At 56.2% G+C, this 25,115-nt stretch carries 27 protein-coding genes; 1 reads left to right on the forward strand and 26 read right to left on the reverse strand.

What is annotated here, in order from left to right; translation table 11 throughout:
- Nucleotides 1-205: 205 nt before the first annotated feature.
- From rnc to ETR37_RS03870, 11 genes are all read right to left on the reverse strand, one after another.
- Nucleotides 206-946: a ribonuclease III gene (rnc, locus tag ETR37_RS03820; protein ID WP_013523381.1), complete on the reverse strand. Its 741-nt coding sequence runs from the start codon at nucleotides 944-946 to the stop codon at nucleotides 206-208.
- A 179-nt stretch (nucleotides 947-1,125) separates the two neighbouring features.
- A complete protein-coding gene (locus ETR37_RS03825) occupies nucleotides 1,126-1,359 on the reverse strand; it encodes an acyl carrier protein (RefSeq protein WP_011230691.1) in 234 nt (77 codons plus the stop codon).
- 61 nt (nucleotides 1,360-1,420) lie between these two features.
- Complete coding sequence (gene fabG, locus ETR37_RS03830) at nucleotides 1,421-2,164, reverse strand: 3-oxoacyl-[acyl-carrier-protein] reductase (protein ID WP_013523380.1); 744 nt, start codon at nucleotides 2,162-2,164, stop codon at nucleotides 1,421-1,423.
- 4 nt (nucleotides 2,165-2,168) lie between these two features.
- Nucleotides 2,169-3,110 carry an ACP S-malonyltransferase gene (gene fabD, locus ETR37_RS03835; protein WP_129446915.1) on the reverse strand — a complete coding sequence of 314 codons (942 nt, stop codon included), beginning with the start codon at nucleotides 3,108-3,110 and terminating at the stop codon, nucleotides 2,169-2,171.
- A gap of 21 nt (nucleotides 3,111-3,131) precedes the next feature.
- Nucleotides 3,132-4,115, reverse strand: a complete 984-nt coding sequence (gene plsX, locus ETR37_RS03840; protein ID WP_015374397.1) for a phosphate acyltransferase PlsX — start codon at nucleotides 4,113-4,115, stop codon at nucleotides 3,132-3,134.
- Complete coding sequence (gene fapR / locus ETR37_RS03845; protein ID WP_011230687.1) at nucleotides 4,099-4,695, reverse strand: transcription factor FapR; 597 nt, start codon at nucleotides 4,693-4,695, stop codon at nucleotides 4,099-4,101. Before fapR ends, plsX begins: the two co-directional genes overlap by 17 nt.
- 298 nt (nucleotides 4,696-4,993) lie before the next feature.
- The gene (recG, locus tag ETR37_RS03850) at nucleotides 4,994-7,042 is read right to left on the reverse strand and encodes an ATP-dependent DNA helicase RecG (RefSeq protein WP_129446916.1); all 2,049 of its coding nucleotides are present in this window, start codon (nucleotides 7,040-7,042) and stop codon (nucleotides 4,994-4,996) included.
- Nucleotides 7,039-7,923 (reverse strand): L-serine ammonia-lyase, iron-sulfur-dependent, subunit alpha, encoded by an 885-nt coding sequence (gene sdaAA, locus ETR37_RS03855; protein WP_015374395.1) that lies wholly within the window; start codon nucleotides 7,921-7,923, stop codon nucleotides 7,039-7,041. Before sdaAA ends, recG begins: the two co-directional genes overlap by 4 nt.
- Nucleotides 7,924-7,977: 54 nt before the next feature.
- Entirely contained in the window at nucleotides 7,978-8,640 is a 663-nt protein-coding gene (gene sdaAB, locus ETR37_RS03860) for an L-serine ammonia-lyase, iron-sulfur-dependent subunit beta (RefSeq protein ID WP_015374394.1), read from the reverse strand.
- A gap of 73 nt (nucleotides 8,641-8,713) precedes the next feature.
- Nucleotides 8,714-10,384, reverse strand: coding sequence for a DAK2 domain-containing protein (locus ETR37_RS03865; protein WP_015374393.1), 1,671 nt, complete (start codon nucleotides 10,382-10,384; stop codon nucleotides 8,714-8,716).
- Nucleotides 10,385-10,401: 17 nt separating this feature from the next.
- Entirely contained in the window at nucleotides 10,402-10,764 is a 363-nt protein-coding gene (locus ETR37_RS03870; RefSeq protein ID WP_015374392.1) for an Asp23/Gls24 family envelope stress response protein, read from the reverse strand.
- 228 nt (nucleotides 10,765-10,992) lie between these two features.
- Between ETR37_RS03870 and rpmB the strand changes: the two genes are divergently transcribed.
- Nucleotides 10,993-11,178, forward strand: a complete 186-nt coding sequence (gene rpmB / locus ETR37_RS03875) for a 50S ribosomal protein L28 (protein WP_011230681.1) — start codon at nucleotides 10,993-10,995, stop codon at nucleotides 11,176-11,178.
- A gap of 89 nt (nucleotides 11,179-11,267) precedes the next feature.
- Here rpmB and spoVM read toward each other — a convergent pair whose 3' ends face one another.
- From spoVM to remA, 15 genes are all read right to left on the reverse strand, one after another.
- Nucleotides 11,268-11,348: a stage V sporulation protein SpoVM gene (spoVM, locus tag ETR37_RS03880; protein ID WP_011230680.1), complete on the reverse strand. Its 81-nt coding sequence runs from the start codon at nucleotides 11,346-11,348 to the stop codon at nucleotides 11,268-11,270.
- Between the two features lie 81 nt (nucleotides 11,349-11,429).
- The gene (locus ETR37_RS03885; RefSeq protein ID WP_013145787.1) at nucleotides 11,430-12,080 is read right to left on the reverse strand and encodes a thiamine diphosphokinase; all 651 of its coding nucleotides are present in this window, start codon (nucleotides 12,078-12,080) and stop codon (nucleotides 11,430-11,432) included.
- 108 nt (nucleotides 12,081-12,188) lie between these two features.
- A complete protein-coding gene (gene rpe / locus ETR37_RS03890) occupies nucleotides 12,189-12,845 on the reverse strand; it encodes a ribulose-phosphate 3-epimerase (RefSeq protein ID WP_129446917.1) in 657 nt (218 codons plus the stop codon).
- Between the two features lie 2 nt (nucleotides 12,846-12,847).
- Nucleotides 12,848-13,729 carry a ribosome small subunit-dependent GTPase A gene (gene rsgA, locus ETR37_RS03895; RefSeq protein WP_015374391.1) on the reverse strand — a complete coding sequence of 294 codons (882 nt, stop codon included), beginning with the start codon at nucleotides 13,727-13,729 and terminating at the stop codon, nucleotides 12,848-12,850.
- Between the two features lie 4 nt (nucleotides 13,730-13,733).
- Nucleotides 13,734-15,704: a Stk1 family PASTA domain-containing Ser/Thr kinase gene (pknB, locus tag ETR37_RS03900; protein WP_015374390.1), complete on the reverse strand. Its 1,971-nt coding sequence runs from the start codon at nucleotides 15,702-15,704 to the stop codon at nucleotides 13,734-13,736.
- A 5-nt stretch (nucleotides 15,705-15,709) separates the two neighbouring features.
- Nucleotides 15,710-16,459 (reverse strand): Stp1/IreP family PP2C-type Ser/Thr phosphatase, encoded by a 750-nt coding sequence (locus ETR37_RS03905; protein WP_033006246.1) that lies wholly within the window; start codon nucleotides 16,457-16,459, stop codon nucleotides 15,710-15,712.
- A 5-nt stretch (nucleotides 16,460-16,464) separates the two neighbouring features.
- A complete protein-coding gene (gene rlmN, locus ETR37_RS03910) occupies nucleotides 16,465-17,562 on the reverse strand; it encodes a dual-specificity RNA methyltransferase RlmN (protein WP_011230674.1) in 1,098 nt (365 codons plus the stop codon).
- A gap of 4 nt (nucleotides 17,563-17,566) precedes the next feature.
- A complete protein-coding gene (rsmB, locus tag ETR37_RS03915; protein WP_060787833.1) occupies nucleotides 17,567-18,901 on the reverse strand; it encodes a 16S rRNA (cytosine(967)-C(5))-methyltransferase RsmB in 1,335 nt (444 codons plus the stop codon).
- Nucleotides 18,888-19,847, reverse strand: coding sequence for a methionyl-tRNA formyltransferase (fmt, locus tag ETR37_RS03920; RefSeq protein ID WP_015374387.1), 960 nt, complete (start codon nucleotides 19,845-19,847; stop codon nucleotides 18,888-18,890). Before fmt ends, rsmB begins: the two co-directional genes overlap by 14 nt.
- Before the next feature lie 6 nt (nucleotides 19,848-19,853).
- Nucleotides 19,854-20,327, reverse strand: coding sequence for a peptide deformylase (def, locus tag ETR37_RS03925; RefSeq protein WP_015374386.1), 474 nt, complete (start codon nucleotides 20,325-20,327; stop codon nucleotides 19,854-19,856).
- A 16-nt stretch (nucleotides 20,328-20,343) separates the two neighbouring features.
- A complete protein-coding gene (priA, locus tag ETR37_RS03930) occupies nucleotides 20,344-22,749 on the reverse strand; it encodes a primosomal protein N' (protein WP_015374385.1) in 2,406 nt (801 codons plus the stop codon).
- Nucleotides 22,746-23,951: a bifunctional phosphopantothenoylcysteine decarboxylase/phosphopantothenate--cysteine ligase CoaBC gene (coaBC, locus tag ETR37_RS03935; protein WP_015374384.1), complete on the reverse strand. Its 1,206-nt coding sequence runs from the start codon at nucleotides 23,949-23,951 to the stop codon at nucleotides 22,746-22,748. Before coaBC ends, priA begins: the two co-directional genes overlap by 4 nt.
- Before the next feature lie 49 nt (nucleotides 23,952-24,000).
- The gene (gene rpoZ, locus ETR37_RS03940) at nucleotides 24,001-24,201 is read right to left on the reverse strand and encodes a DNA-directed RNA polymerase subunit omega (RefSeq protein ID WP_011230668.1); all 201 of its coding nucleotides are present in this window, start codon (nucleotides 24,199-24,201) and stop codon (nucleotides 24,001-24,003) included.
- A gap of 2 nt (nucleotides 24,202-24,203) precedes the next feature.
- Complete coding sequence (gmk, locus tag ETR37_RS03945) at nucleotides 24,204-24,821, reverse strand: guanylate kinase (RefSeq protein WP_011230667.1); 618 nt, start codon at nucleotides 24,819-24,821, stop codon at nucleotides 24,204-24,206.
- Between the two features lie 11 nt (nucleotides 24,822-24,832).
- Nucleotides 24,833-25,096, reverse strand: coding sequence for an extracellular matrix/biofilm regulator RemA (gene remA / locus ETR37_RS03950; RefSeq protein WP_011230666.1), 264 nt, complete (start codon nucleotides 25,094-25,096; stop codon nucleotides 24,833-24,835).
- Nucleotides 25,097-25,115: the final 19 nt, after the last annotated feature.

A 25,115-nucleotide genomic window follows, 5' to 3' on the forward strand; every position in this document is an offset into this window, starting at 1 on the left:
CACTGTGATCCAACACAAACACCCCGGAGCCCTTTTGGGAAACCGAGACGTTCGATCTTTTCATCCTACCATATGAGCTATCGAAAAAAACGCCTTTCTTCCCCCGCTCAAGGCGCGCATGTTCATCGAAACACCCATGAGCAGCGTTTGCTCTCCATCCCTTCGCACGTTCACAGAAAAAAGACTGACGTAACAGCGCCAGCCTTCACTGCTGATCGGCAGCCCGCAACGTTTCGAGCGCCATTTGCGCCGCATGCTGTTCAGCTTCCTTTTTCGAGCGGCCGACGCCGATGCCAAGCTCTTGGCCGTTTAACGCTACGCGGGCGACAAACTCCTTGTTGTGGGCCGGACCTTTTTCCTCCAAAATGGCGTATTCAAGCGTTCCGCTGCCGTCCCGCTGCACCAATTCCTGCAGCTGGCTTTTAAAATCCATCACATGAGAAAAAGCACCTTCATCAATTTTCGGAAACATCGTTTTCTCCAAAAAGCGGATGACCGCGTCCATTCCTTGATCCAAATACAAAGCGCCGATGAACGCCTCAAAGACGTCTGCCAAGAGCGCCGGACGCGTCCGCCCGCCGGTCAGCTCCTCGCCTTTGCCGAGCAAGACGAGCTCGCCGAACGACAGGGCGTTGGCAAATTTCACAAGCGACGGCTCGCAGACGATGGCCGCCCTCAGCTTCGTCAATTGCCCCTCGCTCATATGCGGGAACTTTTGAAATAAATATTGAGAAACGGTCAGCTCCAGCACGGCATCGCCTAAAAACTCAAGCCGTTCATTGTCTTCGTGAAGCCGCCGCCGATGCTCATTCACATACGATGAATGGGTGAACGCTTGAATCAACAGCTTTTCGTTTCGAAAGGTGATGCCGATTTTTTTTTGCAGCTCTTGAAACTTCGCCCGCCTCTTTTCATGGATGCGCTCTTTATCTTTTTGTTTTGACATAAAAATGCCCTCCGACTTCGTTCCAGAACAAAATGGCCGTGTCTTCTTCTATTATATCCGTTCTCCGGTCCGCTACGCGAGCGGGAATCGTGCGCTTTTTTCCGCAAGACCCGCCGAGCATCCCTGAAAAAGCAGAGAAAGCCCCGTTCGAAGCAACGGGACTTTGCAAAAAAGCGGCATTACAGACGACTTTTTATGTAGTTCACAGCGTCTCCGACTGTGACGATTTTTTCCGCCTCTTCATCGGAAATTTCCATGTTGAATTCGTCTTCAAGTTCCATGACGAGTTCGACGATGTCGAGCGAGTCAGCGCCCAGGTCGTCCTTAAACGACGCCTCGAGCGTCACTTGCGATTCGTCAACCCCCAGCCGGTCAACGATGATTTTCGTTACACGTTCCAATACATCGGCCATTGCGTTCACCTCCCTTCATGATTATAGTCGATTGGCAGAAAAAATACTAGCGCTGTTTTTCTTACGGCATCACCATGCCGCCGTCAACATGAAGCGTCTGTCCGGTCATGTAGCTCGCGGCGTCGGAAGCGAGGAAAGCGACGACGCGGGCGACATCATCCGGCTCGCCAAAGCGGGCGAGCGGAATTTGCTTTAACATTTCCGCCTTCAGCTCCGGGCTGAGCGCTTCGGTCATATCGGTCGTAATGAATCCTGGTGCGACGGCGTTAACGGTGATGTTGCGGCTGGCGAGTTCGCGCGCCGCCGTCTTCGTCAGCCCGATGACGCCGGCCTTGGCGGCGACATAGTTCGCCTGCCCCGGATTGCCGATCACGCCGACGACCGAAGCAATGTTGACGATCCGCCCATAGCGCTGCTTCATCATCGGGCGCGTTGCCGCCTTCGTACAAAGAAATACCCCTTTTAAATTCGTGTTAATCACGGCATCCCATTCTTCTTCTTTCATCCGCATCAATAAATTGTCGCGTGTAATGCCGGCGTTGTTGACCAAAATATCGAGGCGGCCAAAATGGTCAATCGTCGTTTTCACCATGCGCTCAACATCTTCAGCGCGGGCGACGTCCGCCTGCACGGCGATCGCTTCGCGGCCGAGCGAGCGGATGGCCTCGACAACTTCATTCGCTTTCGCCTCGCTGCCGGCGTAATTGACGGCAACGTTCGCCCCTTGGCGGGCAAGCTCCAGAGCGACCGCCCGGCCAATGCCGCGCGACGCCCCGGTCACAAGAGCAATTTTTCCTTCGAGCATCGCTTTATTCCCCTTTCAGCGCCGCAACGGTCGCTTCGAAGGAAGCAAGATCGTTCACCGCATAAACGCGGGCGTTGCGGTCGATTTTTTTCACAAGGCCGGACAACACTTTTCCCGGACCGATTTCGACAAACGTGTCGACGCCAAGCGAAAGAAGCGTGCGCACCGACTGCTCCCAACGCACCGGCGAGTACAGTTGTTCAATGAGAAGGCGGGCGATGTCCTCTTTTTTCGTCACCGGCTCAGCCGTCACATTGGCGACGACCGGAATGACGGCGTCACGAATCACCAAACTGTCAAGAACCGCTTTCAGTTTTTCTGCCGCCGGCTTCATGAGAGCGGAGTGGAACGGACCGCTCACCTCAAGCGGAATGACGCGTTTGGCGCCGCGTTCTTTCAAAAGCTGCGCCGCTTTTTCCACTCCGGCTTTCGAGCCGGAGATGACAATTTGCCCCGGGCAGTTGAAGTTGGCCGGCTCGACCGGATCGCCTTGGGCGGCGATTTCATTTGTCACTGCTTCAAGCGCATCAGCGTCCATCCCAAGCACCGCCGCCATCGTCCCTTCACCGGCCGGCACCGCTTCATCCATCAGCACACCGCGGCGGCGCACCGCGTAGACGGCATCGGCAAACGACATGGCGCCGGCGGCGACAAGCGCCGTATATTCGCCCAAACTATGGCCAGCGACATAGTCCGCTTTCAGCCCAGCGCCGTCGACAAGCTGGAGCAAGGCGATGCTGGCGGTCAAGAGCGCCGGCTGGGCGTTATATGTCAACGTCAGCTCTTCTTGCGGTCCGTTGAACATGAGCTTGGAAAGCGCGAATCCAAGCCGCTCGTCAGCCTCCGCGATGACGGTGCGGGCGCGGGCGTCATGCTCGGCAGCGTCTTTCGCCATGCCGACCGTCTGCGATCCTTGGCCAGGAAATAAAAAGGCGATTTTCCCCATTTTTGATTCCTCCTTTACCGATTATGCCCGTTCCAGCTCCGCTCTGATCGTGCCAATGACATCATGAACCACCATCTCTCGTGCCTGGCGGATGGCGTGGAAGATGGCGTTCGCATCGGACGACCCGTGCGCTTTAATGACCGGAGCATTTAAGCCAAACAGCGCCGCGCCGCCATACTCCGAGTAGTCCATCATTTTTTTCAGCCCGGCGAGCTTTGGCTTGAGGACGGCGGCGGCCAGCTTCGCCGCGACGCCGCTTGTCAGCGTCTGCTTGAGCAAGGAAAAGAGCGCCAGCGCCGTCCCTTCAATCGTTTTTAACGCAACATTGCCGGCAAAGCCGTCGGCGACGACAACATCAGCCACTCCTTGCAGCAGATCGCGCGCTTCGACATTGCCGATGAAATGAAGGTTCGTTTCCTTGAGCAAGGCAAACGCCCGTTTCGTTGTTTCGTTTCCTTTTTGGTCTTCCGTTCCGACGTTCAGCAAGCCGATGCGCGGTTTTTCGACGCCGCGCACGTTCTTTGCGTACGCATGTCCCATCAAAGCGTATTGCTGCAAATGTTCCGGCTTTGCATCGACGTTGGCGCCGACATCCAGAAAGACAAAGCCGCGCCCATCCAACGTCGGCAGCGTCGGGGCGAGCGCCGGGCGGTCGATGCCGGCTGCCCGCCCGACGACAAACAGTCCGGCTGCCATGAGCGCCCCGGTATTGCCGGCGGAAATGCACGCCTCGGCGCGCCCTTCTTTCACTTCTTCCGCCATGCGCACCATCGACGAGTTCTTTTTGCGCCGCACCGCCCGCACCGGCTCATCATCTGCTTCGATCACTTCGTCGGTGTGGATGATCGAAATGCGCTCTTCACCCGCCACATGCGGGCGAATTTTCGCTTCATCGCCAATCAGCGTAATCTCGATGTCAGGGAAATGGGCGGCGGCCATAAGCGCCCCGCGCACGATTTCGCCCGGGGCATGGTCTCCGCCCATGGCATCAACCGCGATATTCATTGCTGTCCCCATCCTTTTTCTCTATGTTTGAACGATACATTTCAAACGTACCAGAAAAGACGAGCTCCTGGCCGACGTAGCTGTTCACCTCGACGATTGTGCGCCCGTGCGCCGTTTTTCCGGTCACTTTCGCTTTGGCTACGACCCGCTCCCCTTCTTTCACTTGACGCACAAAACGAATGGTCGCTTTCGCTGTCAGCGCCAGTTCATCATGGATGACAGCGACGGCAAGCGAGTTGGCCTGAGCGAACAAATGATGGCCGCGGGCGATGCGGGTGCGCCGAAAGACGTGCTCCTCTTTCACATCGAAAATCGAAATGGCGCTCGCATCCGGCTCGATGTCAATAATGTCGCCGATTACTTCTTCAAGCGGCAACGCCCGCACTTTATCAGCGAACGACTGGCGGGCGACATTCTTGATGCGCTCACGCAGTTCGGGAATCGACAGCTCAAGCCGATCAAGGCGGATCGTCTGCACGCTGACCGAAAATTTTTCGGCGAGCTCTTCATCGGTGATAAACGGGTTTTCCCGGATCGTCTCCTGCAACAACCGTTGCCGTTCGCGTTTGCTTTTTCTCATCGATTCGTGACACCGTCCGATTTTATGACTAGGTACTAAAAGTAATATATAATATCAAAAAACGAAATGCAAGCACAAAAAATGAACAGCGCCACAGGCTGTCGGCCGCTGTGGATCCGACGCCCCCTCGCCAAACGGCTTTCTGCTCCATCCTCGAGGCCCACAAACGAAATAGTGGGACAGACATCTCCTGCCTCCTCCGTCCGAGCAATGAAAATATAGGCTTCCACTGGCCAAAAAATCAATTACCATAAAAAACAGCGGGGCGCGAATGCGCCGGCCGCCTCCTCCCTGTCTATTAATCTAGCTTTTCCCCGTCGAGTAGGCCGGACGCTTCCAGCTCGGCGCGCAGCCCGGCGTACGCCTCATCGCGCCAAAACGCGGCCGAGGAAACGAGCTTGGCGGCATCGCGGCGGGCGACTTCCAAAATGCGGTAATCATGCACTGGATCGCCGTAGCGGAATTCCGGGAGCCCGCTTTGTTTTGTACCGAAAAAATCGCCCGGACCGCGCAGCTCCAAATCTTTTTCGGCCAACACAAACCCATCGGCCGTTTCCGTCATGATGCGCATTCGTTCTTTGCCGACTTCCGATTTCGGGTCGGCGATCAAAATGCAGTACGACTGGGCGTCGCCGCGCCCGACCCGCCCGCGCAGCTGATGGAGCTGGGCGAGGCCAAACCGTTCGGCGTCGTAAATGACCATCACCGTCGCATTCGGTACATTCACGCCGACTTCAACGACCGTCGTCGAGACGAGCACATGGATGCGGTTTTCGCTGAACGCCCGCATGACGCGTTCTTTTTCGTCGGCCGACAGCCGGCCGTGCATCAAGCCGATCTCATATTTCCCGCGATAATAATGGACAAGCTGGCTATGGACATCGATGGCGTTTTGCACATCCAATTTGTCCGACTCCTCAATGAGCGGACAGATGACATACGCCTGATGACCACGGCGCAATTCCTTTTCGATAAAATCGAGCACGCGGGAGAACTGATGATGCTTCACCCAATACGTCTCGACTTTTTTTCGTCCGGCCGGCATTTCATCGAGCACCGATACGTCCATGTCGCCGAACGCCGTAATGGCGAGTGTGCGCGGAATCGGCGTCGCCGTCATCATCAATACATCCGGTGCATGCCCTTTCTCACGCAAAACGCGGCGCTGTTCGACGCCAAACCGGTGCTGCTCGTCCGTAATCACGAGGCCGAGCCGGCGAAACTGCACTCCTTCTTGAATCAAGGCGTGCGTGCCTACGACGATATCAATTGTTCCTTCTTCCAGTTCGGCAAGCACCGCTTTGCGCTGCTTTCCCTTCACTGAGCTTGTCAAGAGCGCAATCGTCACATCCGTATCGGCAAACAGCTCGGCGAGCGAGCGGGCGTGCTGTTCAGCCAGAATTTCCGTCGGCACCATCAGCGCTCCTTGAAATCCGGACAAAGCGGCGGCGTAAAGAGCGACAGCGGCAACGACCGTCTTGCCAGAACCGACGTCGCCTTGCAAAAGCCGGTTCATTTGCCGCGGCGAGCGCATGTCCGCCAAAATTTCGCCGATGACGCGGCGCTGGGCGTTCGTCAAGACAAACGGCAATCCGGAAAGAAAGGACGAAAGCCGCTCTTCAGAAAACGAATGAACGACGCCGCGCCGCTCATCGCGCATCAATCGACGGAGCGCCTGCATTTTCAGCTGGTACAACAAAAACTCCTCATAGATGAGCCGGCGCCGCGCCTGATGCAACTCTTCGCGCGTGCGCGGAAAATGAAGGGCGCGGAGCGCTTCTTGTTTGTCGACAAGGCGATAAGCGCGGCGCAAAGCGGGCGGCAGCGGGTCGGGGATGTGCTCGCCAAACTGTTCGAACGCCGCTTTCATCAACCGGCGCATCGTTTTCACCGTCAGCGGGCTGCGAACGGAGTAAACCGGCTCGATGCCGGTGGTCTCCGGAGCCGGTCCGAACCGAAGTTCGTAGGCGTTGATCGTTTGCCGATGCCGGTCCCATTTGCCGATCACCGTCACCGTCTCGTTCAGGGCGATTTTTTCCTTCAAATAGGGACGGTTGAAACAAACAACGGTGATCAAGTAGCGATCGGCCAGCATGCGGAAGGAAAGGCGCGATTTTTTCTTTCCGTAATACGTCAACAGCGGGGCGCTGTATACTTTTCCTTCCACTGTCACTTTTTCTTCATGGCGGACGACGGCCAAATCTTTTTGTTCGTAATCATCATAGCGGTACGGGGCGTACGCAAGCAGCTCACCGACCGTCGCGATGCCGATGTCGGCAAGCGCGGCCGCCGTCTCTTCACCGATGCCTTTGACCGCCGTCACCGGCTGCTGCATCGCTTCGTTCACTTCGATGCCGCAGAAGCGCCGAAAATGCGAGCCGCAATGGCGCGGCCAGTCGGCGTCGCGGCCACCCCCCCTTGCGCCGTTTCTTTGAGCGCCACCGGCATGGCTGCACCGATGCGATACATCGCTTCAATCACTTCATCGCACGGGATGCGGCTTTTAATGCCGGCTAGCGCCATATCCGCAGCGATCATGGCGTTCGCCGCCCCCATCGCGTTCCGCTTGACGCACGGCACTTCGACCAGGCCAGCAACCGGGTCGCATACTAATCCCAACATATTTTTTAGGGCGATGGCCATCGCTTCGGCCGCTTGGCTCGGCGTCCCACCGGCCAGCTCCACCAACGCCGCGGCCGCCATGCCGGCCGCCGACCCAACTTCGGCTTGACAGCCGCCGGCGGCGCCGGAAATCGAGGCGTTGTTCGCGACGACGTAGCCAAACGCCCCGGCTGTAAACAAAAACTCGATCATTTCCATCCTTGTCGGCCGCAGCTTCTCTTTCACGGCAAACAACGTCCCTGGAACGACGCCGGCCGCCCCTGCCGTCGGGGTGGCGCAAATAACGCCCATCGCCGCGTTCACTTCGTTCGTCGCCATGGCTTTGCTGACGGCGTCCAAAATCGTCTCCCCAGACAAAAAACGGCCGCCCTCAATATAACACTGCATCCGCACCGCATCGCCGCCCGTCAGCCCGGAGCGGGACACAACCCCTTCGAGTCCCCTCTCGACGGCGCGCTCCATGACCGACAAATGGTGATCCATTTGCGCGATCACCTCTTCTCGACTTCTTCCGCTTACCTCCACTTCTTGGCGAATCATCACTTCAGCGATTTTGATGTTGTCCTTTTCTGCCATCTCCACGAGTTCAGCTACATTGCGAAACATATCATTTCCCACCTATCCTCTCTCTATCATGGTGCATCTGAAACCGATTTCTTTTTAATCCACAAGCTTCGCCACTTGAATGATGTTCGGCAGCTGCTCTAATTCTTGAATCAGATCATCGGTCAACGGCTGGTCGACTTCGATCGCCATGAGCGCCTCTTTCCCTTTCTCCTTGCGCGACACTTCCATGTGGCCGATGTTGATCTTCCACTTCGCCAACACGGAAGCCACCGCTCCAATCGTCCCGTACCGGTCGTTATGCATAATGAGCAGCGCTGGATGATGGCCGGACAGCTTCAAGGCAAACCCATTCAATTCGACGATTTCGATTTTGCCGCCGCCGATCGAAATGCCGACGAGCTCAAGCTCGCCTTCATCATCGCCAATCCGCAGGCGTGCCGTATTCGGATGATGCGGAACCGCCTCCTCAGCGGAAAACGACACATCCACACCTTCCGCTTGGGCGATCTCAAGCGCACTCGGAAGACGTTCATCGAACGTGTCAAACCCAAGCAACCCGGCGACAATGGCAACATCGGTGCCATGCCCCCGATACGTTTCGGCAAATGAACCGTAAAACGAAATGCGCGCCCACGTCGGCTTTCGGCCAAACAACTTGCGCGCGACTAAACCGATGCGCACCGCCCCGGCCGTATGTGAACTTGACGGCCCGACCATCACCGGGCCAATGATATCAAAGACGCTTTTGTATTTCATCTCCGCTATTCCTCCACAAAACAGAAAAATAAGAAAAATAGAAGGGAATGCTCCCTTCTATTATTCTAACATATTATTCGACGGAAATGATAAATGGATACAGCGGCTGCTTTCCGTTATGCACTTCCACTTCGACCCCGTCATGTTTCGTTTCCAAATAGGCAACGACTGTTTCCACATCGATCTCCGTTGCGTCTTCGCCGTACAAAATGGTCACGATTTCGCTTTCTTCATCAATGAGCGCATCAAGCAGCCGCTTCGTTACGGTGAGTTTGTCTTTGTCAGCGGCAATAATGCGGTCATCCCATAACCCCATGTAATCGCCCTTTTGAATCTCGATGCCGTCAATCGTCGTATCGCGCACGGAAAATGTCACTTGCCCCGTTTTCACTCGCGACAGCGCCGCCGTCATCGCCCGCTCATTTTGCTCGGCCGATTGCGCCGGATTGAACGCCAAGAGCGCCGCCAGACCTTGCGGAACCGTTTTCGACGGGATGACGACAACCCGCTGTTCGGAAAGCTCCGCCGCTTGTTTTGCCGCCATTACAATGTTTTTGTTGTTTGGCAGCACAAACACCGTTTCCGCGTTGGCGAGGCGGATGGCGTCAGCGATTTCTTCCGTGCTCGGGTTCATCGTTTGCCCACCTTCAATGATGGCGTGGGCACCGATGCTCCGAAACAGTTCAGCCACGCCAGCGCCCATGGCGACGGCGACGATGCCGTACGGCTTTGCTTCCTCTTTGGCAACACCAGTCAGCGTTTTGGCCTCCTTGCCGACGATGTTGGCATGTTGTTCGCGCATGTTTTCAATTTTAATATTGATCAAGCTGCCGTAGCGTTGACCGTATGTCAGCACCTCACCCGGCGTTTCCGAATGGATGTGCACCTTAACAAGCTCGTCATCCGCGACAACAAGCAACGAGTCGCCGAACTGGCTTAACTCGCGGCGGAACGTTTCTTCGGAAAACGGGTGCTCGGCCAGCTTTTCCGGCTCAAAACGGACCATAAATTCCGTACAGTAGCCAAACTCGATCTCATCGGTATGAATATGACTTTGCGCGCTTTGATGGTGCACCATTTTCACTAAATCGTCCATCCGCGCCTCAGCGCGTGCGGCGCTCACGATTTCTCCTTTCAGAGCAGCAAGAAACCCTTCATAGATGTATACGAGCCCTTGACCGCCGCTGTCGACGACACCGACTTCCTTTAAGATTGGGAGCAATTCGGGTGTGCGCTTAAGCGCCGCTTTCGCCTCGGCGAGCGCCGCTTCCATCACGGCGATCACGTCGCGTTCTTTTTTTGCCGCCTCCACCGCCTTGCGCGCCGCTTCTTTGGCAACGGTGAGGATCGTCCCCTCAACCGGCTTCATCACCGCCTTATAGGCTGTGTCCACCCCCGCCTGCAAAGCGGCGGCGAATTCGAAGCTGTTCACCGCTTGTTTGCCTTCGACTGCCTTGGCAAATCCGCGGAACAGCTGCGACAAAATGACGCCGGAATTGCCGCGCGCCCCCATCAACAGCCCTTTCGCCAGCGCCGCGGCGACGTTGCCGATATGGTCGGAGGCATTCGCCTTCACTTCTTTCGCCCCGGACGTCATCGACAAGTTCATGTTCGTTCCTGTATCGCCATCTGGAACCGGAAAGACGTTCAGCGCATCGACCGTCTTGGCGTTGTTCGCCAAATGTGCGGCCCCTTGCTGCACCATATCGGCAAATCGTCTTCCGTCAAGCGTCCTCATTGTCACCGGCTAACTCCTCCTTACTACGGGTTTGACACCCGAACCCCTTGAACGTAAATATTGATCGACTGAACCGCCAGCCCGAGCGTCTGATCGAGCGTGTACTTCACTTTCGACTGCACGTTATGGGCAACTTCGGAAATTTTCGTTCCGTAGCTGACGATGATGTACATATCGATATGTATCTCGCCGTTTTCTTCGCGGACAATAACCCCTTTGGAAAAATTCTCCCGGCGCAAAATTTCCGACAGCCCATCGCGAATTTGGTTTTTCGACGCCATTCCGACAATGCCGTAACAATCGACGGCTGCTCCCCCCGCGATCATCGCAATGACTTCATTGGCGACTTCGATGCGCCCGTATTTCGTTTGCCATTCAATCGACATGCTCGTTCCCCCTTTGCGTATCTCGCACAGCTACCCCTATTGTACTATAACGCTTTCTGTTTTCAAAGCGCTTCCCGTCCGCCCACTAGTATTATTTAGCCGAAAACTGAAATAGATGTCAAGGACAGTTTCTTGAAAGAAAACCGCACGTCTATTGCAATCCCTACGGTTGTATGGTAAATTATAATAGTGTTTTTAGAGGGATGTGAAAGCAAGGAGGGAAAAACGATGGCGAAGTGCTTCATTACCGGCAAGAAGAAATCGTTCGGCAACTCGCGTTCGCATGCCATGAACGCCAGCCGCCGCACATGGAAAGCCAACTTGCAAAAAGTGCGCATTTTAGTTGACGGCAAACCGAAACGCGTCTGGGTTTCGGCGCGCGCGCTGAAATCTGGAAAAGTGAAACGCGTCTAACGGCCTAACGAAAAGAAGCCGCCCCAAAAGGTTGCAACCCTCCTTTTGTTCGGCGGCAACAAAAAAGCACCAAAAATGGTGCTTTTTTCTTATCCTTTTTTAAATGCGTTCAACACCGCCCGCACGATTCCGCCTAAAAATCTCGGCAGCTTGATCGTATAAAACTTCATCCCGATTCCCTCCTCACACCGATCATCACGAGCTTCCCGCCATTTCCTTATCCATTATATTCCGTCATAAGCCAAGCGCGACTACGGGCAGCCGGCAAAATCGCTGCTCCTTATCATCATTAATATGCCTTCTGAAAACGAAAAAGTACCGGAAGATTGGATAAGTTCATTACTAATACATAATGTCGAACCGCGGGAAATATGACAGTTTGTTAACGGATATTTAAATCCCATCAGCGTAAGTTCTGCCACCGTTTCGGAAATCGGGATGTATGACACATAACGGTATCGATCGTCGCGCGCGACCGTATGCACGCCGGGCAGATGGACGGTGAGCACGTTTTGCCGGTCGATGAGTTCAATGGGCCGCCCGGCGTACTTTAACAGCAGCTCAACGTTGCCAAACAAATGGTCAAGCCGCCCGCCGGTCGCCCCAAACAGACGGATGGCCCCATCTGTCTGCCTAACCGCCCAGTCAAGGGCGATCTCCATATCCGTTTTGTCTTTTTCCGCCGGCCAAATGTCAAGCTCCGGCAGCATCTCCCTTAGCCGCTTGACCTCCTCAGCCGGCAAGGAATCAAAATCGCCAAACGCCCGCACCGGGCGGAGTCCGAAATCCAAGAGCGCTTTCGTGCCGCGGTCGACGCCGACCCACTGCACATCGCTCCCATCATACGAGCGCAAATCGGGAAGAAGGTGGGGCGGACCGCCGCCGACAATATGAATCAACACATGCGTTTCCCCCTTTCGGCAAGGGCCGAGGCAGCCATCTTCCGTTCTTTTCTTTGCTCTCATCACCCTGCGGCTCAATAAGATGGCAAAAGCGGCGCTGCCTTTTGGCTAGTTGGCGCACGCTTTGCGAAGCGTGCGAATAGCGGCGGCTCGATCCCGTTCATTGTAGATGGCCGAGCCGGCGACAAGCACGTTCGCTCCGGCTTCCACGCAAAGCCGCGCCGTTTCCGCATTGATGCCGCCGTCGACCTCAATATCGACCTCTTTGTTTTGTTCACTGGCCATCCGGGCGACCTCACGGATTTTTGGCACGACCGCCGGAATGAACGCCTGTCCGCCAAACCCTGGATTGACCGTCATCAACAAGACGAGATCGACATCACCGATCACATGGCGGATCATCTCGACCGGTGTATGCGGATTGAGCACCACCCCGGCTTTGACGCCTTGTTCTTTGATAAAATGAATCGTCCGATGCAAATGCACGCACGCCTCAACATGGACGGAAATCACATCCGCGCCCGCTTTCGCAAACGCCGGAATGTATCGGTCCGGGTCGGCGATCATCAAATGGACGTCAAGCGGCAGCTTCGTCACCGGTCGAATGGCGGCCACGACCGGCGGACCGAACGTCAAATTCGGCACGAAATACCCGTCCATGATATCGACATGAATCCAATCCGCCCCGCCTTCCTCGACCGAACGAATTTCCTCAGCCAGGCGGGCGAAATCGGCTGATAAAATCGATGGCGCAATTCGAATCATGTTCAATACCTCGGCTTTCGTTCTTTCATTTCGGCAACAAAACTAACGTAGTGGTCATAGCGGTACGATGGAATCTCCCCGGCCTCGACCGCCTCACGCACAGCGCATTTCGGCTCGGCGATATGAAGGCAGCCGCGGAACTTGCACCCTTCCCCGTACATCCGGAATTCCGGAAAATAATGCGGCAATTCATCAAGCTCGATCTGGTCGAACTCAAGCGCGCCAAACCCTGGGGTGTCGGCGACAAGTCCACCGGCGACCTCAAGCAGTTCGACATGGCGGGTCGTATGCTTGCCGCGCCCTAAATGGGTGGAAATGTCGCCCGTTTTCAACCGCAAATCCGGACGGAGCGCGTTTAATAAGGACGATTTGCCGACGCCGGACTGCCCGGCGACGACGGAGACGCGGCCGCGAAGGCGCAACGCCAGTTCATCGAGGCCGCCCTTGGTCACGGCTGACGTTTCAATCACGTCGTAGCCGATGCGCCGGTAATCATGCACGTAGCGGGCGATCTCTTCTTTCGATTCGCCATCTAACAAATCGATTTTGCTGATGACAATGATCGGCGCGATGCGTTTCGATTCAACCAAGACAAGAAAGCGGTCGAGCAGCTTGGCGCTGAAGTCCGGGCTTACAGCCGAAAAGACTAAAATCGCCTGTTCGACGTTGGCAATCGGCGGCCGCACAAGCTCATTTTGCCGCTCGCCAATCTCCAAAATATAGCCTTCCGTTTCGCTCGTCGCCTGAAAAACGACGCGGTCGCCGACGAGCGGCGTCACGTTTTTCTTGCGGAACACACCGCGCCCGCGGCATTGGAACACGCGGCCTTCGGACAAGACGTAATAAAATCCGCTTAATGCTTTAATGATTTGTCCTTCCGCCATAGCCTCACCCCTTTTTTTCGTTATGTTCTGGGTACGGGATCGATCCTTCCTCTTTGACGACATTGTTGACAATGACGCGGTAATAAGCGGTCTCCCCATATGGAATTTCAAACTCGACCATCTCGGTCGCTGGCGCCGTCAGCCGGTATGTTTTGTATGGCGTTGACATATTGTGGTTGGCATCTTGGATGTAAAGCTGAGCTTCAACCATTTGCCCCGGCATCGCCGGTTCATACGGGATCATAATCTCTTTCACTACCGTTTTGGACGGCTTCGGCTCGGGCCCGCGGGAAATGACGACCGTGATGGTTTCCCCTTTTTTTACCTGCTCGTTCGCCGCTGGAGTTTGCGAAATGACAAGCCCTTCTGGCACCTCGTCCGAATACTCGTACTTCACGTCAATGCGCAACCCTTGATCCGCGCCGTAGTCGCGCACGCTTTTTTCCGTATAGCCAGTCAAATCTTTAACGGTGACCTTCTCCGGCCCGAGGCTGACGGTAAAGATAACTTCCGTTTCATCAGGCGCCACTCGATCGCCGGCGTACGGGTATTGATCCAAAATCGTCCCTTCCGGCTTGTCGCTGTGGCGGCCATTGCGCGTAATGCGGGTGAATCCTTCAGCGCGCAGCTCCTCCTCCGCCGCAGCAATATCATCGCCAATGAAGCTTGGAAATTCGATTTTCTTTTTTCCAATGCTTTTATAAATGATGACGCCGGCCCCTTTCTTCACCGTCATGCCGGCTTCCGGATCGGTGCGCACGACTTTTCCTTCTTCGATTTGATCATCTTCCACATCAATCGTATCTTTGATTTCCAAACCGAGCGACGACAGCTGTTCAACAGCGTCATCATAGTTTTTGTTGACCACGTTCGGCATCGTCACTTCTTTTGGAAAAATGAGGTCCGGAATCCATGTGACCGCGCTGACGCCGGCAGCTCCAATGAACAGCAAGGCAGCCACAAGCCAGGCAATCCATACCCGTTTCCGCTTTGGTTTCGGTTCGCCCGTCGTATGAACCGGTTCGCTCGTTTTTTCCTCGTACACAAGCGTCTCTTGCTCCAACGCCGCGCTTTCCGCATGTTTGATCATCGGAATGGCTTTCGTCGCTTCCTCATCGTCATCGGGTATGGTAAATTTCGGCTCGTTGCGCCGCCTTGGATCCAGCGCTGTCCGAATGTCCTCGTTCATTTCGCGCGCGGATTGGTAGCGGTAAAACGGGTCTTTCGCCGTCGCTTTTAAAATAATATTTTCGACGCTTTGCGGAATGTCGGGGTTCCACGCCTTGGGCGACGGCGTTTCCGCCTGCAAATGCTTCAGCACGATCGAAACGGCCGATTCGCCGGAAAACGGCAGCCGACCGGTGACAAGTTCAAACATGACGATGCCAAGCGAATAAATGTCCGACTTTTCGGTGGCAATGCCGCCGCGCGCCTGCTCCGGCGACAAATAATGGACCGAACCGAGCACCGAGTTGGTCTGCGTGATCGTCGTGCCGCTCATCGCCACAGCGATGCCGAAGTCGGTCACTTTCACATTGCCGTGCTCATCAAGCAAAATGTTTTGCGGTTTAATGTCGCGATGGATGATGCCGTTCTCATGGGCATGGGCGATCGCTGATGTCAGCTGGTCCATAATGCCAAGCGCCCGTTCGACCGGAAGCGGAGCGTGCTGCTGGATGTATTGCTTCAGCGTCGCGCCGCGCACATATTCCATGACGATGTAATAGACGCCTTCCTCTTCGCCGACGTCATAAATGGAGACGATATGTTCATGGTTTAAGCTCGTCGCCGCTTGCGCCTCGCGGCGGAACCGTTTGATGAACTGATCATCATTGGCAAAATCAAGGCGGAGCACTTTCACGGCGACATCGCGCTCCAAAATGATGTCGCGGGCCAAATAGACATTCGCCATGCCGCCGCCGCCGATAAGGCTGATGATTTTATAGCGGTCATTCAATCGCTTTCCAATGAGCACGCCGATCACCCACCTTCACGTTCCGCTGAAACATCGATGACCGCCAGCGAAATGTTGTCTTCTCCGCCCCGCCCGTTGGCGAGCTCAATAAGCGCCTCCGCCTTCTCTTCCAGCGTGCCGGCACCCGTCAAAATATGTATCATGTCCGCTTCCGGCACTTTATTGGACAACCCGTCCGAACATAACAACAACATGTCGCCCTCGTCGAGCGCCACTGTTTTCACGTCGATTTTCACCGCCGGTTCCGTGCCGAGCGCCCGCAACAGCACGTTTTTGCGCGGATGATGCTCAGCCGCTTCTTTCGAAAGCTGCCCGCTTTTGACGAGCTCATTGACCAACGAATGGTCGTCGGTCAGCTGCTGAATTCCGCTTTTGTTGAGCACGTAGCAGCGGCTGTCGCCGATATGGGCAACCGTCGCAAACGAATTAGCGCAAACGGCGGCGACGACCGTCGTCCCCATTCCTTGACATTCCGGGTGGGAAAGGGCATGGCGAAACAGTTGTTCGTTCGCCGACGCAATTTGCGTCTTGAGCCATTGCTCCGCCTCAGCCGGTGAAGCAAGGCCACTCTCTTTCTCCCATCGCTCCTGCAAATACGCCACCGCCATGGAACTGGCTACATCACCGGCGCGATGACCGCCCATCCCGTCAGCGACAACCGCTAAATATTGGCCGCTTTGATTGACAAATACGCCGCCATTGTCTTCGTTATGTTCGCGAATTTGGCCGATGTCAGTTCGGAAAACGGCTCGCATCCGATTCACCTCGTCTCCTCTTTTCGCTCCTTCGCGCGAAGCTGTCCGCAGGCGGCATCGATGTCGTGTCCATGTTCGCGGCGAATGGTGACATTGATCCCATGTTTTTTCAACGCCCGTTCAAAGGCGAAAATTTGGCTGCGCGGCGTGCGCACATAGTTGCGCTCCGGCACGTAGTTAACCGGAATCAAATTCACATGGCATTTCAGCCCTTTAATCAGCTCGGCCAACTGCTCGGCGTGCTCAAGCTGGTCGTTCACCCCGCCGAACAATCCGTACTCGAACGTCACGCGCCGGCCGGTTTTTTCAATGTAATACCGAACCGCCTCCATGAGCTTCGGCAGCGGGTACGCTTTATTGATCGGCATGAGTTTCGTCCGCAGCTCATTCGTCGGTGCATGCAACGAAATGGCGAAGTTGATTTGCATTCCTTCATCGGCAAACTGGTAAATTTTTGGGATGATGCCGCTGGTGGAAACGGTGATATGGCGGGCGCCAATGTTCAACCCTTTTGGGTGATTGACGATGCGCAAAAACTTGATGAGCGCATCGTAGTTGTCGAACGGCTCGCCGATGCCCATGACGACGATGCTGCTGACGCGTTCATTCGTGTCATCGAGCGCCTTTTGCACTTGCACGACTTGGGCGACGATCTCGCCCGCCTCTAAATGACGCTTCAGTCCGCCGAGCGTCGAAGCGCAAAACGTGCAGCCGATGCGGCAGCCGACTTGCGTCGTGACGCACACCGAATTGCCGTAGTTATGACGCATGAGCACCGTCTCAATCGAATAGCCGTCATGGAGCTCAAACAAAAATTTGATCGTTCCGTCTTTAGAAGTTTGTTTGACCACGGTTTTCAACGTCGTGATCGAAAACGATGACGCTAGCTGTTCGCGCAGCCGCTTCGGCAAATTCGTCATGTCGGCAAAATCGGTGACGCGGTTTTGATACAGCCACTCGTAAATTTGTGTGGCCCGAAACGGCTTTTCGCCTTGAGCGACAAGCCATTCCTTCAATTCGTCTAGCGTGAGCGAATAAATCGATGGCAACGGAGGCTGCGTTTCGCCGACAGAGCGGCGGGCAGCCGGACGAACCATTTCCATGCTTTTACACCTTCTTTCGCAGTCGGGCGATAAAAAACCCGTCAGAGTCAAAATGATGCGGCAAAAGCTGCAACATGCCGCCTTTCACATGCGGCCGCACCGGTTTCGGCATCCGCTCGGCAAGGCTGGCGTCGAGGAAAAAGTCCGGATGATCCGCTAAAAAGCGGGCGATGGCTTCTTCATTTTCCTCGCGCTCCACCGTGCATGTGCTGTAGACAAGCGTACCGCCTTTTTTCAAAAGCGGGGCGGCCGCCCGCAAAATGGCTTGCTGAATCTCGACAAGCGCGGCGATGGCGTCTTTCCCTTTCGTATATTTGATCTCCGGTTTGCGGCGAATGACGCCGAATCCAGTGCACGGCGCATCGACCAAAACGCGGTCAAACGATTCCGGGGCAAACCGCTCGCCGAGCCGGCGGCTGTCAAGGGCGAGCGTCGCAACGTTGTCAAGCCCGAGCCGCTTGGCCTGCTGTTCGATCAGCATTACCTTATGTTCGTGGATATCAACAGCAACGACCTCGCCGCGCCCGCCCATCCGCTCGGCGATATGGGTCGTTTTCCCGCCCGGCGCCGCGCAGCAGTCAAGCACCCGCTCGCCGGGGGCTGGGTCAAGCGCTCGAGCGACAAGCATTGAGCTTTCATCTTGAATCGTCAGCCAACCGGCGCGAAACGTCTCCGTATGAGCCAAATTCCCTTTTTCCGCCCGGATGGCCTCCGGAGCGACATGGCCAGGGATTGCCTGCATCCCTTCAGCGCGCAGCCGCTCAAGCGCTTCTTCGACAGTCGCACGCAGCCGGTTGACGCGGGCCGTTGATTGCGGCGGGCGCAAATTCGTCTCGCACATGCGCGCCGCTTCTTCATAACCATATTGCTGGATCCAGCGCCGAACGAGCCACTCGGGATGGCTGGTGGCAAGGGCGAGCCGCTTGCCCGCGTCATCAACCGCCTCGATCGACGGCAGCCCCTCGCGGCCGATGGCCCGCAATACGCCGTTGACAAGTGAAGCAATGCCGCGATGGCCGCGCCGTTTGGCGATTTCAACCGCTTCAAAGACGGCGGCGCGGTCGGGAACACGATCCAAATACACCATTTGATACAGCGTCAACCGAAGAAGCACGCGCACCCACGGCTCAAGCCGGCGCGCCTTGCGCAAAAACGGCGCCAAATAATAATCGAGCGTGTCGCGCCGTTGCACCGTGCCGTAGACAATCTCGGTCAACAGCGCCGCATCGCGCCCGTCAAGGCGTCCTTTTTGAATGGCTTCGTTTAATTGCAAATGACTGTACGCTCCTTTTTGTTCAATGGCTAACAGCGTATCTAAAGCAAGTTCACGTACGTCCATGATCCTCTCCTAGCTTCATGCCGACCGAAAGACGGCTGCCGGCGCCGCGCAAAAATTCGCCCGCCGCCATCCGTTTTTTTCCGGCCGGCTGCAATTCGGTGATGCGAATGGCTGTCTCATTGCCGGTGGCCACGACAATGCCGTTTTCCTCAAGCGCCAAAATCGTGCCCGGCGGCGCCGAACGGGGCGCCGGCACTTTTTCACCCCACCAAACCTTCCAAATGTGCCCATCCTGCGTTGTATACGTGACCGGCCACGGATGGAAGGCGCGAATATGGTTGTAAATGGCTTCGCCGGGCTGCGTCCAATTGATCCGCTCCTGCTCGCGGCGAATGTTCGGCGCATACGTCGCTTTCTCCTCATCTTGCGGAACGGGCGTAATGTTTCCTTCCAATAAAAGTGGAAGCGTTTCTGATAGTAGTTTAGCCCCGGCGGCGCTCAATTTATCATGGAGCGTGCCGACCGTATCCGTTTCGGCAATCGGCACTTCGACTTGCGCTAACATGTCGCCGGCGTCCAACCGCTCCACCATATACATGATCGTGACACCCGTTTTCGTTTTCCCTTGCCAAATGGCGTAATGGATCGGCGCCCCACCGCGCAGCTCGGGCAGAAGCGAGGCATGGACATTGATGCAGCCGTATTTTGGTGCATCAAGCAGCGCTTTCGGCAAAATTTGCCCAAACGCCGCCGTGACAATCAAATCGGGCGCAAACGCCAACACTTGTTCGTATTGCTCCGGCTCGCGAATTTTTGTCGGCTGCAGCACTGGGATGCCGCGGCGCTCCGCTTCCACTTTCACCGGGGGCGGAACGGGCTCGCGCTTCCGCCCTTTTGGCTTATCCGGCTGGGTGACGACCGCTGCAACGCGGTAGCCGTCATGAAGAAGCTGGCGCAAAATCGGCACGGCAAAGTCAGGTGTTCCCATAAACACAATGTTCGTCATTGGCATCTATCCTTCCAATTCTTCAAGATCGCAATACCGAATCACTTTCGACGTAAACAGCACACCGTGCAAATGGTCGATTTCATGTTGCAACGCGCGCGCCAAAAAACCGGTCGCGGAAAGCGTAAACGGGCGGCCGCGCCGGTTTTGCGCCCGCACTTTCACAAATTTCGCGCGCGGCACTTCGCCAAACAAGCCGGGAAAGCTCAAACAGCCTTCCACATCCACTTGTTCGCCGCGCGCCTCGATCACGACCGGGTTGATGAGCTCGATCCGACCGTGTTCATCACCGACATCGATGACGGCGATCTGCTTGGCGACGCCGATTTGCGGGGCAGCTAGGCCCACCCCGTCAGCGGCAAGCATCGTTTCATACATATCGTCAAGCAGCCGCCCGAGCCGACGGTCAAACGCCGTCACCGGCGCGCACGGCTGTTCCAAAATCGGGTCAGGATACGTGACAATCGACAAAACAGACAACGTCATTCCCCCAAGTTCACATCATCATGTATGGGTTTGTATCAATGGTGACCATCACTCCGCCATGGGCGGCATCGGCTTGGTAGCGGTCGATGACCGCCTTGAGCGCCGCGGTCAAATTCGGCTCCCGTTTGTATTTTATCATGCATTGGTAACGATATCTATCGTGAAGACGGGCGATTGGCGAGGCAACGGGGCCGAGAACGACCGCTTCGTGCGACAAATGCTTGCGCAAATAGGCGGCGATTTTCTCCGCCGCTTTGGCTGCAGCCGGCGCTTCCTGGTGGGCGACCGTGATGAGCGTCAAGTAGTAGTACGGCGGATAGCCGTGCGCTTTGCGCAGCGCCATCTCCCGCTGGTAAAAGGCGCGGTAGTCGTGGCGGGCGGCCAGTTCAATGCTGTAGTGCTCAGGCGTATACGTCTGAATGATCACTTCGCCGGGCAGCTCGTGCCGTCCGGCGCGCCCGCTCACTTGCGTCAACAGCTGGAACGTTTTTTCCGCGGCGCGAAAATCGGGCAAATGAAGCATCGTGTCGGCCGCGAGCACACCAACAAGCGTGACATCCGGAAAATCAAGCCCTTTGGCGATCATTTGCGTGCCGAGCAAAATATCGGCTTCCTTGGCGGCAAAACGGGAAAGCAGCTCTTCATGCGCCCCTTTGCGGCCGGTCGTATCGACATCCATGCGGATGACGCGCGCTTTCGGCAGCAACCTCGTCAGTTCTTCTTCCACTTTTTGCGTGCCGGTCCCGAAAAAGCGGATATGTTCGCTGCCGCATGACGGACAGCGAGGGGCAAGCGGCTCTTCATGCCCGCAATAGTGGCATTTCATCCGTTCCCCGGCACGATGGTACGTCAGCGAAATGTCGCAGTGCGGACAGCGGATGACATAGCCGCAGCTGCGGCACATGACAAACGTCGAATAACCGCGTCGATTCAACAGCAACACTGCCTGCTCGCCGCGCTCAAGCCGGCGGCGCAATTCGTCAAGCAATCGGCGTGAAAACATCGAACGGTTGCCGCTTCGCAGCTCCTCGCGCATATCGACGACATGAACGTCCGGCAGGCCGCGGTCGCTGATGCGCTCCGGCAGCTCGAGCAGCTCGTACACCCCTTTGGCGGCGCGGGCGAACGTCTCAAGCGAGGGGGTGGCGCTGCCAAGCACGACCGGGCAGCTGTGGCGGCGAGCGCGGTAAATGGCGACATCGCGCGCATGATAGCGCGGCATTTCTTCTTGCTTGTAGCTCGTCTCATGCTCCTCATCGATGATGATCATTCCCAAGTTTTCAAACGGGGCAAACACCGCCGATCGCGCCCCGACGACAAGCTGCACTTCTTTCCGGTGAATTTTCCGCCATTCGTCATATTTTTCGCCGACCGACAGCCCGCTGTGAAGCACCGCTACTTTCGAGCCGAACCGGCTTTTGAAGCGCTCGACCATTTGCGGCGTCAGCGAAATTTCCGGCACGAGAACGATCGCTTCCTTTCCTTGGCGCAACGCTTCATCAATCGCCTGCATATACACTTCCGTCTTCCCGCTGCCGGTGACGCCATACAGCAAAAACGTGCGATGCTCCCCGGCGCGCACCGAAGCGGCGATCTTCGCCAATGCCGCCTCTTGCGCCCGAGTGAGCGCCGGCGGCTCACTCGGCTGAAACGTGCGATGCTCGTACGGGTCGCGGTACACCTCGACATCGTTCAGCACCACAAATCCTTTGTCGACGAGCGCTTTCAGCGGCGCTGAGGAGACGCCAAGCACCGCTTGCAGCTCGGCAACCGGCGCCGCTTCCTCTTTTTCCAGCAAAAAGGAAAGCACCTCTTTTTGCCTTGCCGGCAGCGACCCGAGCTCCTGTTTCGCTTGTTCCGATGGAATGGCCAAAGCGGCGTGCTTCACCGTTTTCTTGCCCGCTTTTTCTTTCACCTTGTAGACCGCCTCGAGCACACCTTGCTGCACCGCTTTTTGCGCCGCCCGCCATAAACCGGCCGCCTCAACCTCTTTCCAAGGCGCTTCCGTCCGCCCGGCAAACAGCGGCTTTACCTCATCCGGCAACCTCCCTCTCTTCTCTTCATCCGTCAAGCGGAGCGTTTTTTCATATTTCGCCCGCATCGCCGCCGGCAGCATCGCCTGGTACGCCGAAATGGCAAAACAAAGCGTCGTTTCCGTTAAATAGCGGCCAAGATCAAGCAGCTCTTCGTTTAACACCGGCACGACATCAATCACATGCTCAATCGGTTTCAGTTGTTTGATGTCGGAATGGTCTTTCACATCAACGACAAACCCTTGCAAACGCCGCGCCCCAAACGGCACCGTCACCCGCATGCCCGGCTGGATGACGCCTTGCCAGCGCTCCGGAATCCAATAATCGAACGGGCGGTCCGTCTGCCGGGACGGGACATCGACAATCACGGATGCTACTTTCATCGAATCGCCTCGATATACGCGTGAATTTCTTTTAAAATTTCCTCGGCCGCCTCGCGTTTCGTCATGAGCGGCAGCGGCCGAACGACGCCGTCGCGGCGGAAGATGGTGATGATGTTCGTATCGCCGGCAAACCCTGCCCCTTCTTCGGTGACATTGTTGGCGACGACCATATCCAACCGCTTTTCTTCAAGTTTTTTTAACGCATACTGCTCGAGGTTGTCCGTCTCAGCGGCAAATCCAACCAAAATCTGTCCCGTTTTCCGCTCGCCAAGCGCTTTCAAGATGTCCACCGTCCGCTCCATCTCGACGACATAACCGCCCGGCTGCTTTTTAATTTTGGAAGCCGCGACATATTTCGGCCGATAATCGGCGACCGCCGCCGCCTTGATCACGATGTCCGTTTCCGCAAACCGAGACAAAACCGCTTCATACATCTCTTCCGCCGATTCAACCGCCACCGTCTCGACGCCATCGGGTGAAGAAAGCGCCGTCGGTCCGGAGACAAGCGTCACCGAAGCGCCGAAGCGGGCCGCCGCTTCGGCGATGGCGTAGCCCATTTTGCCGCTCGAATAGTTGGAGAAATAACGGACTGGATCAAGCCTCTCCCGCGTCGGCCCAGCGGTGACAAGCACACGCTTCCCGCGAAACAGCGGCGGATCACCGGCAAAAAAGCGCTCGATATGGGCGATGATGTTCTCCGGCTCCTCGAGCCGCCCTTTGCCGATGTAGCCGCACGCCAAATAGCCTTCCGACGGCTCGATGAACCGGTAGCCGAACTTACAGAGCCGCTCCATGTTCGCCTGGACGGCCGGATGCTCGTACATATGAACGTTCATCGCCGGAGCAATCCAGACGGGCGCTTTCGTCGCCAAAATCGTCGTCGTCACCATATTGTCGGCGATGCCGGCGGCCAGCTTCGCCATCGTATTGGCCGTCGCCGGTGCGACCAAAACGAGATCCGCCCAGTCCGCCAAATCGATATGGGCGATGACAGCCGGATCGTTTTCGGCAAACGTATCGACATACACTTCCTGGCGCGACAATGCTTGAAACGTGAGCGGTGTAATGAACTGGCACGCCCCTTCTGTCATGATCACTTTTACTTCAGCGCCGCGCTGGACGAGCTGGCTGGTGAGCGCCGCCGCCTTGTACGCCGCCACCCCCCCGGTCACACAAAGCAAAATATGTTTTCCCTTGATCATGTTGGCCACCCCCCGACATTGAAAAAAATAACAACCTAAAGCTAGGTTGTTATTTTTCCTCCTCCACTAATTCGACCTTGTCACCGGCAATTTCCTCGAGCGCCTGGCCGACAAATTTTTTCGACACCGGCTTTTTCACCATCAGCTCCGCACCGTCCTGCAGCTCGCGCGCCCGTTTGGCCACCACCGTGACGAGCTTGTATTTCGAATCGACTTTTTGCATCAGCAAATCGATGGAAGGATACAGCATCGTCATTCCACCCCCAACATCCGTTTATATCGCTCGGCGACGCGTTCGCGCCGGCAATGTTCGGCGATGACGATCGCCTTGATCCGCTCGCAGGCGAGCTCCACTTCATCATTTTCCACGACATAGTCGTACTCGTCCATCATTTCAAGCTCCTCTTTCGCCGCCCGCAGCCGATTTTCAATCAGCTCTTTCGACTCGGTGCCGCGTCCCATGATCCGCTTTTCAAGCTCCGTGAGGCTTGGCGGAGCAAGGAAAATGAAGAGCGCCTCTGGAAACGCCCGCCGTACTTTCATCGCTCCCTGCACTTCGATCTCTAAAAACACATCTTTCCCTTCGGCAAGCGTCTTCTCCACGTAGTCGATCGGCGTGCCATAGTAGTTGCCGACGTATTCCGCCCACTCGAGCAGCTTGTTTTCCCGAATCATTTGTTCAAACTGCTCGCGCGTGCGGAAGAAGTAGTCGACGCCTTCCACTTCGCCTTCGCGCGGCTTGCGCGTCGTGACCGACACCGAATAATGAAGATTGATGTCCGGCTGCGAAAACAGCGCCTTGCGCACCGTTCCTTTGCCAACGCCAGACGGACCCGACATGACGATCAACAACCCACGTTCGTTCTTCAACGCCCAAAACCCTACCCTTCCTCGGAGAAATCGTCGCTTCCATATAAGCGGTTCGCCACCGTTTCCGGCTGCACGGACGACAAAATGACGTGATCGCTGTCCATGATGATGACGGCGCGCGTCCTCCGCCCGTGCGTCGCGTCAACGAGCTTGCCGCTTTCGCGCGCATCTTGAATGATTCGTTTGATCGGCGCCGAATCAGGGCTGACAATCGTAATGATGCGGGCGGCTGACACCATGTTTCCGTACCCGATATTGATAAATTTCATCATCATGACACGCCCACCTGCCATA

Source organism: Geobacillus sp. PK12, from assembly GCF_004123125.1.
Lineage (GTDB): Bacteria > Bacillota > Bacilli > Bacillales > Anoxybacillaceae > Geobacillus > Geobacillus zalihae.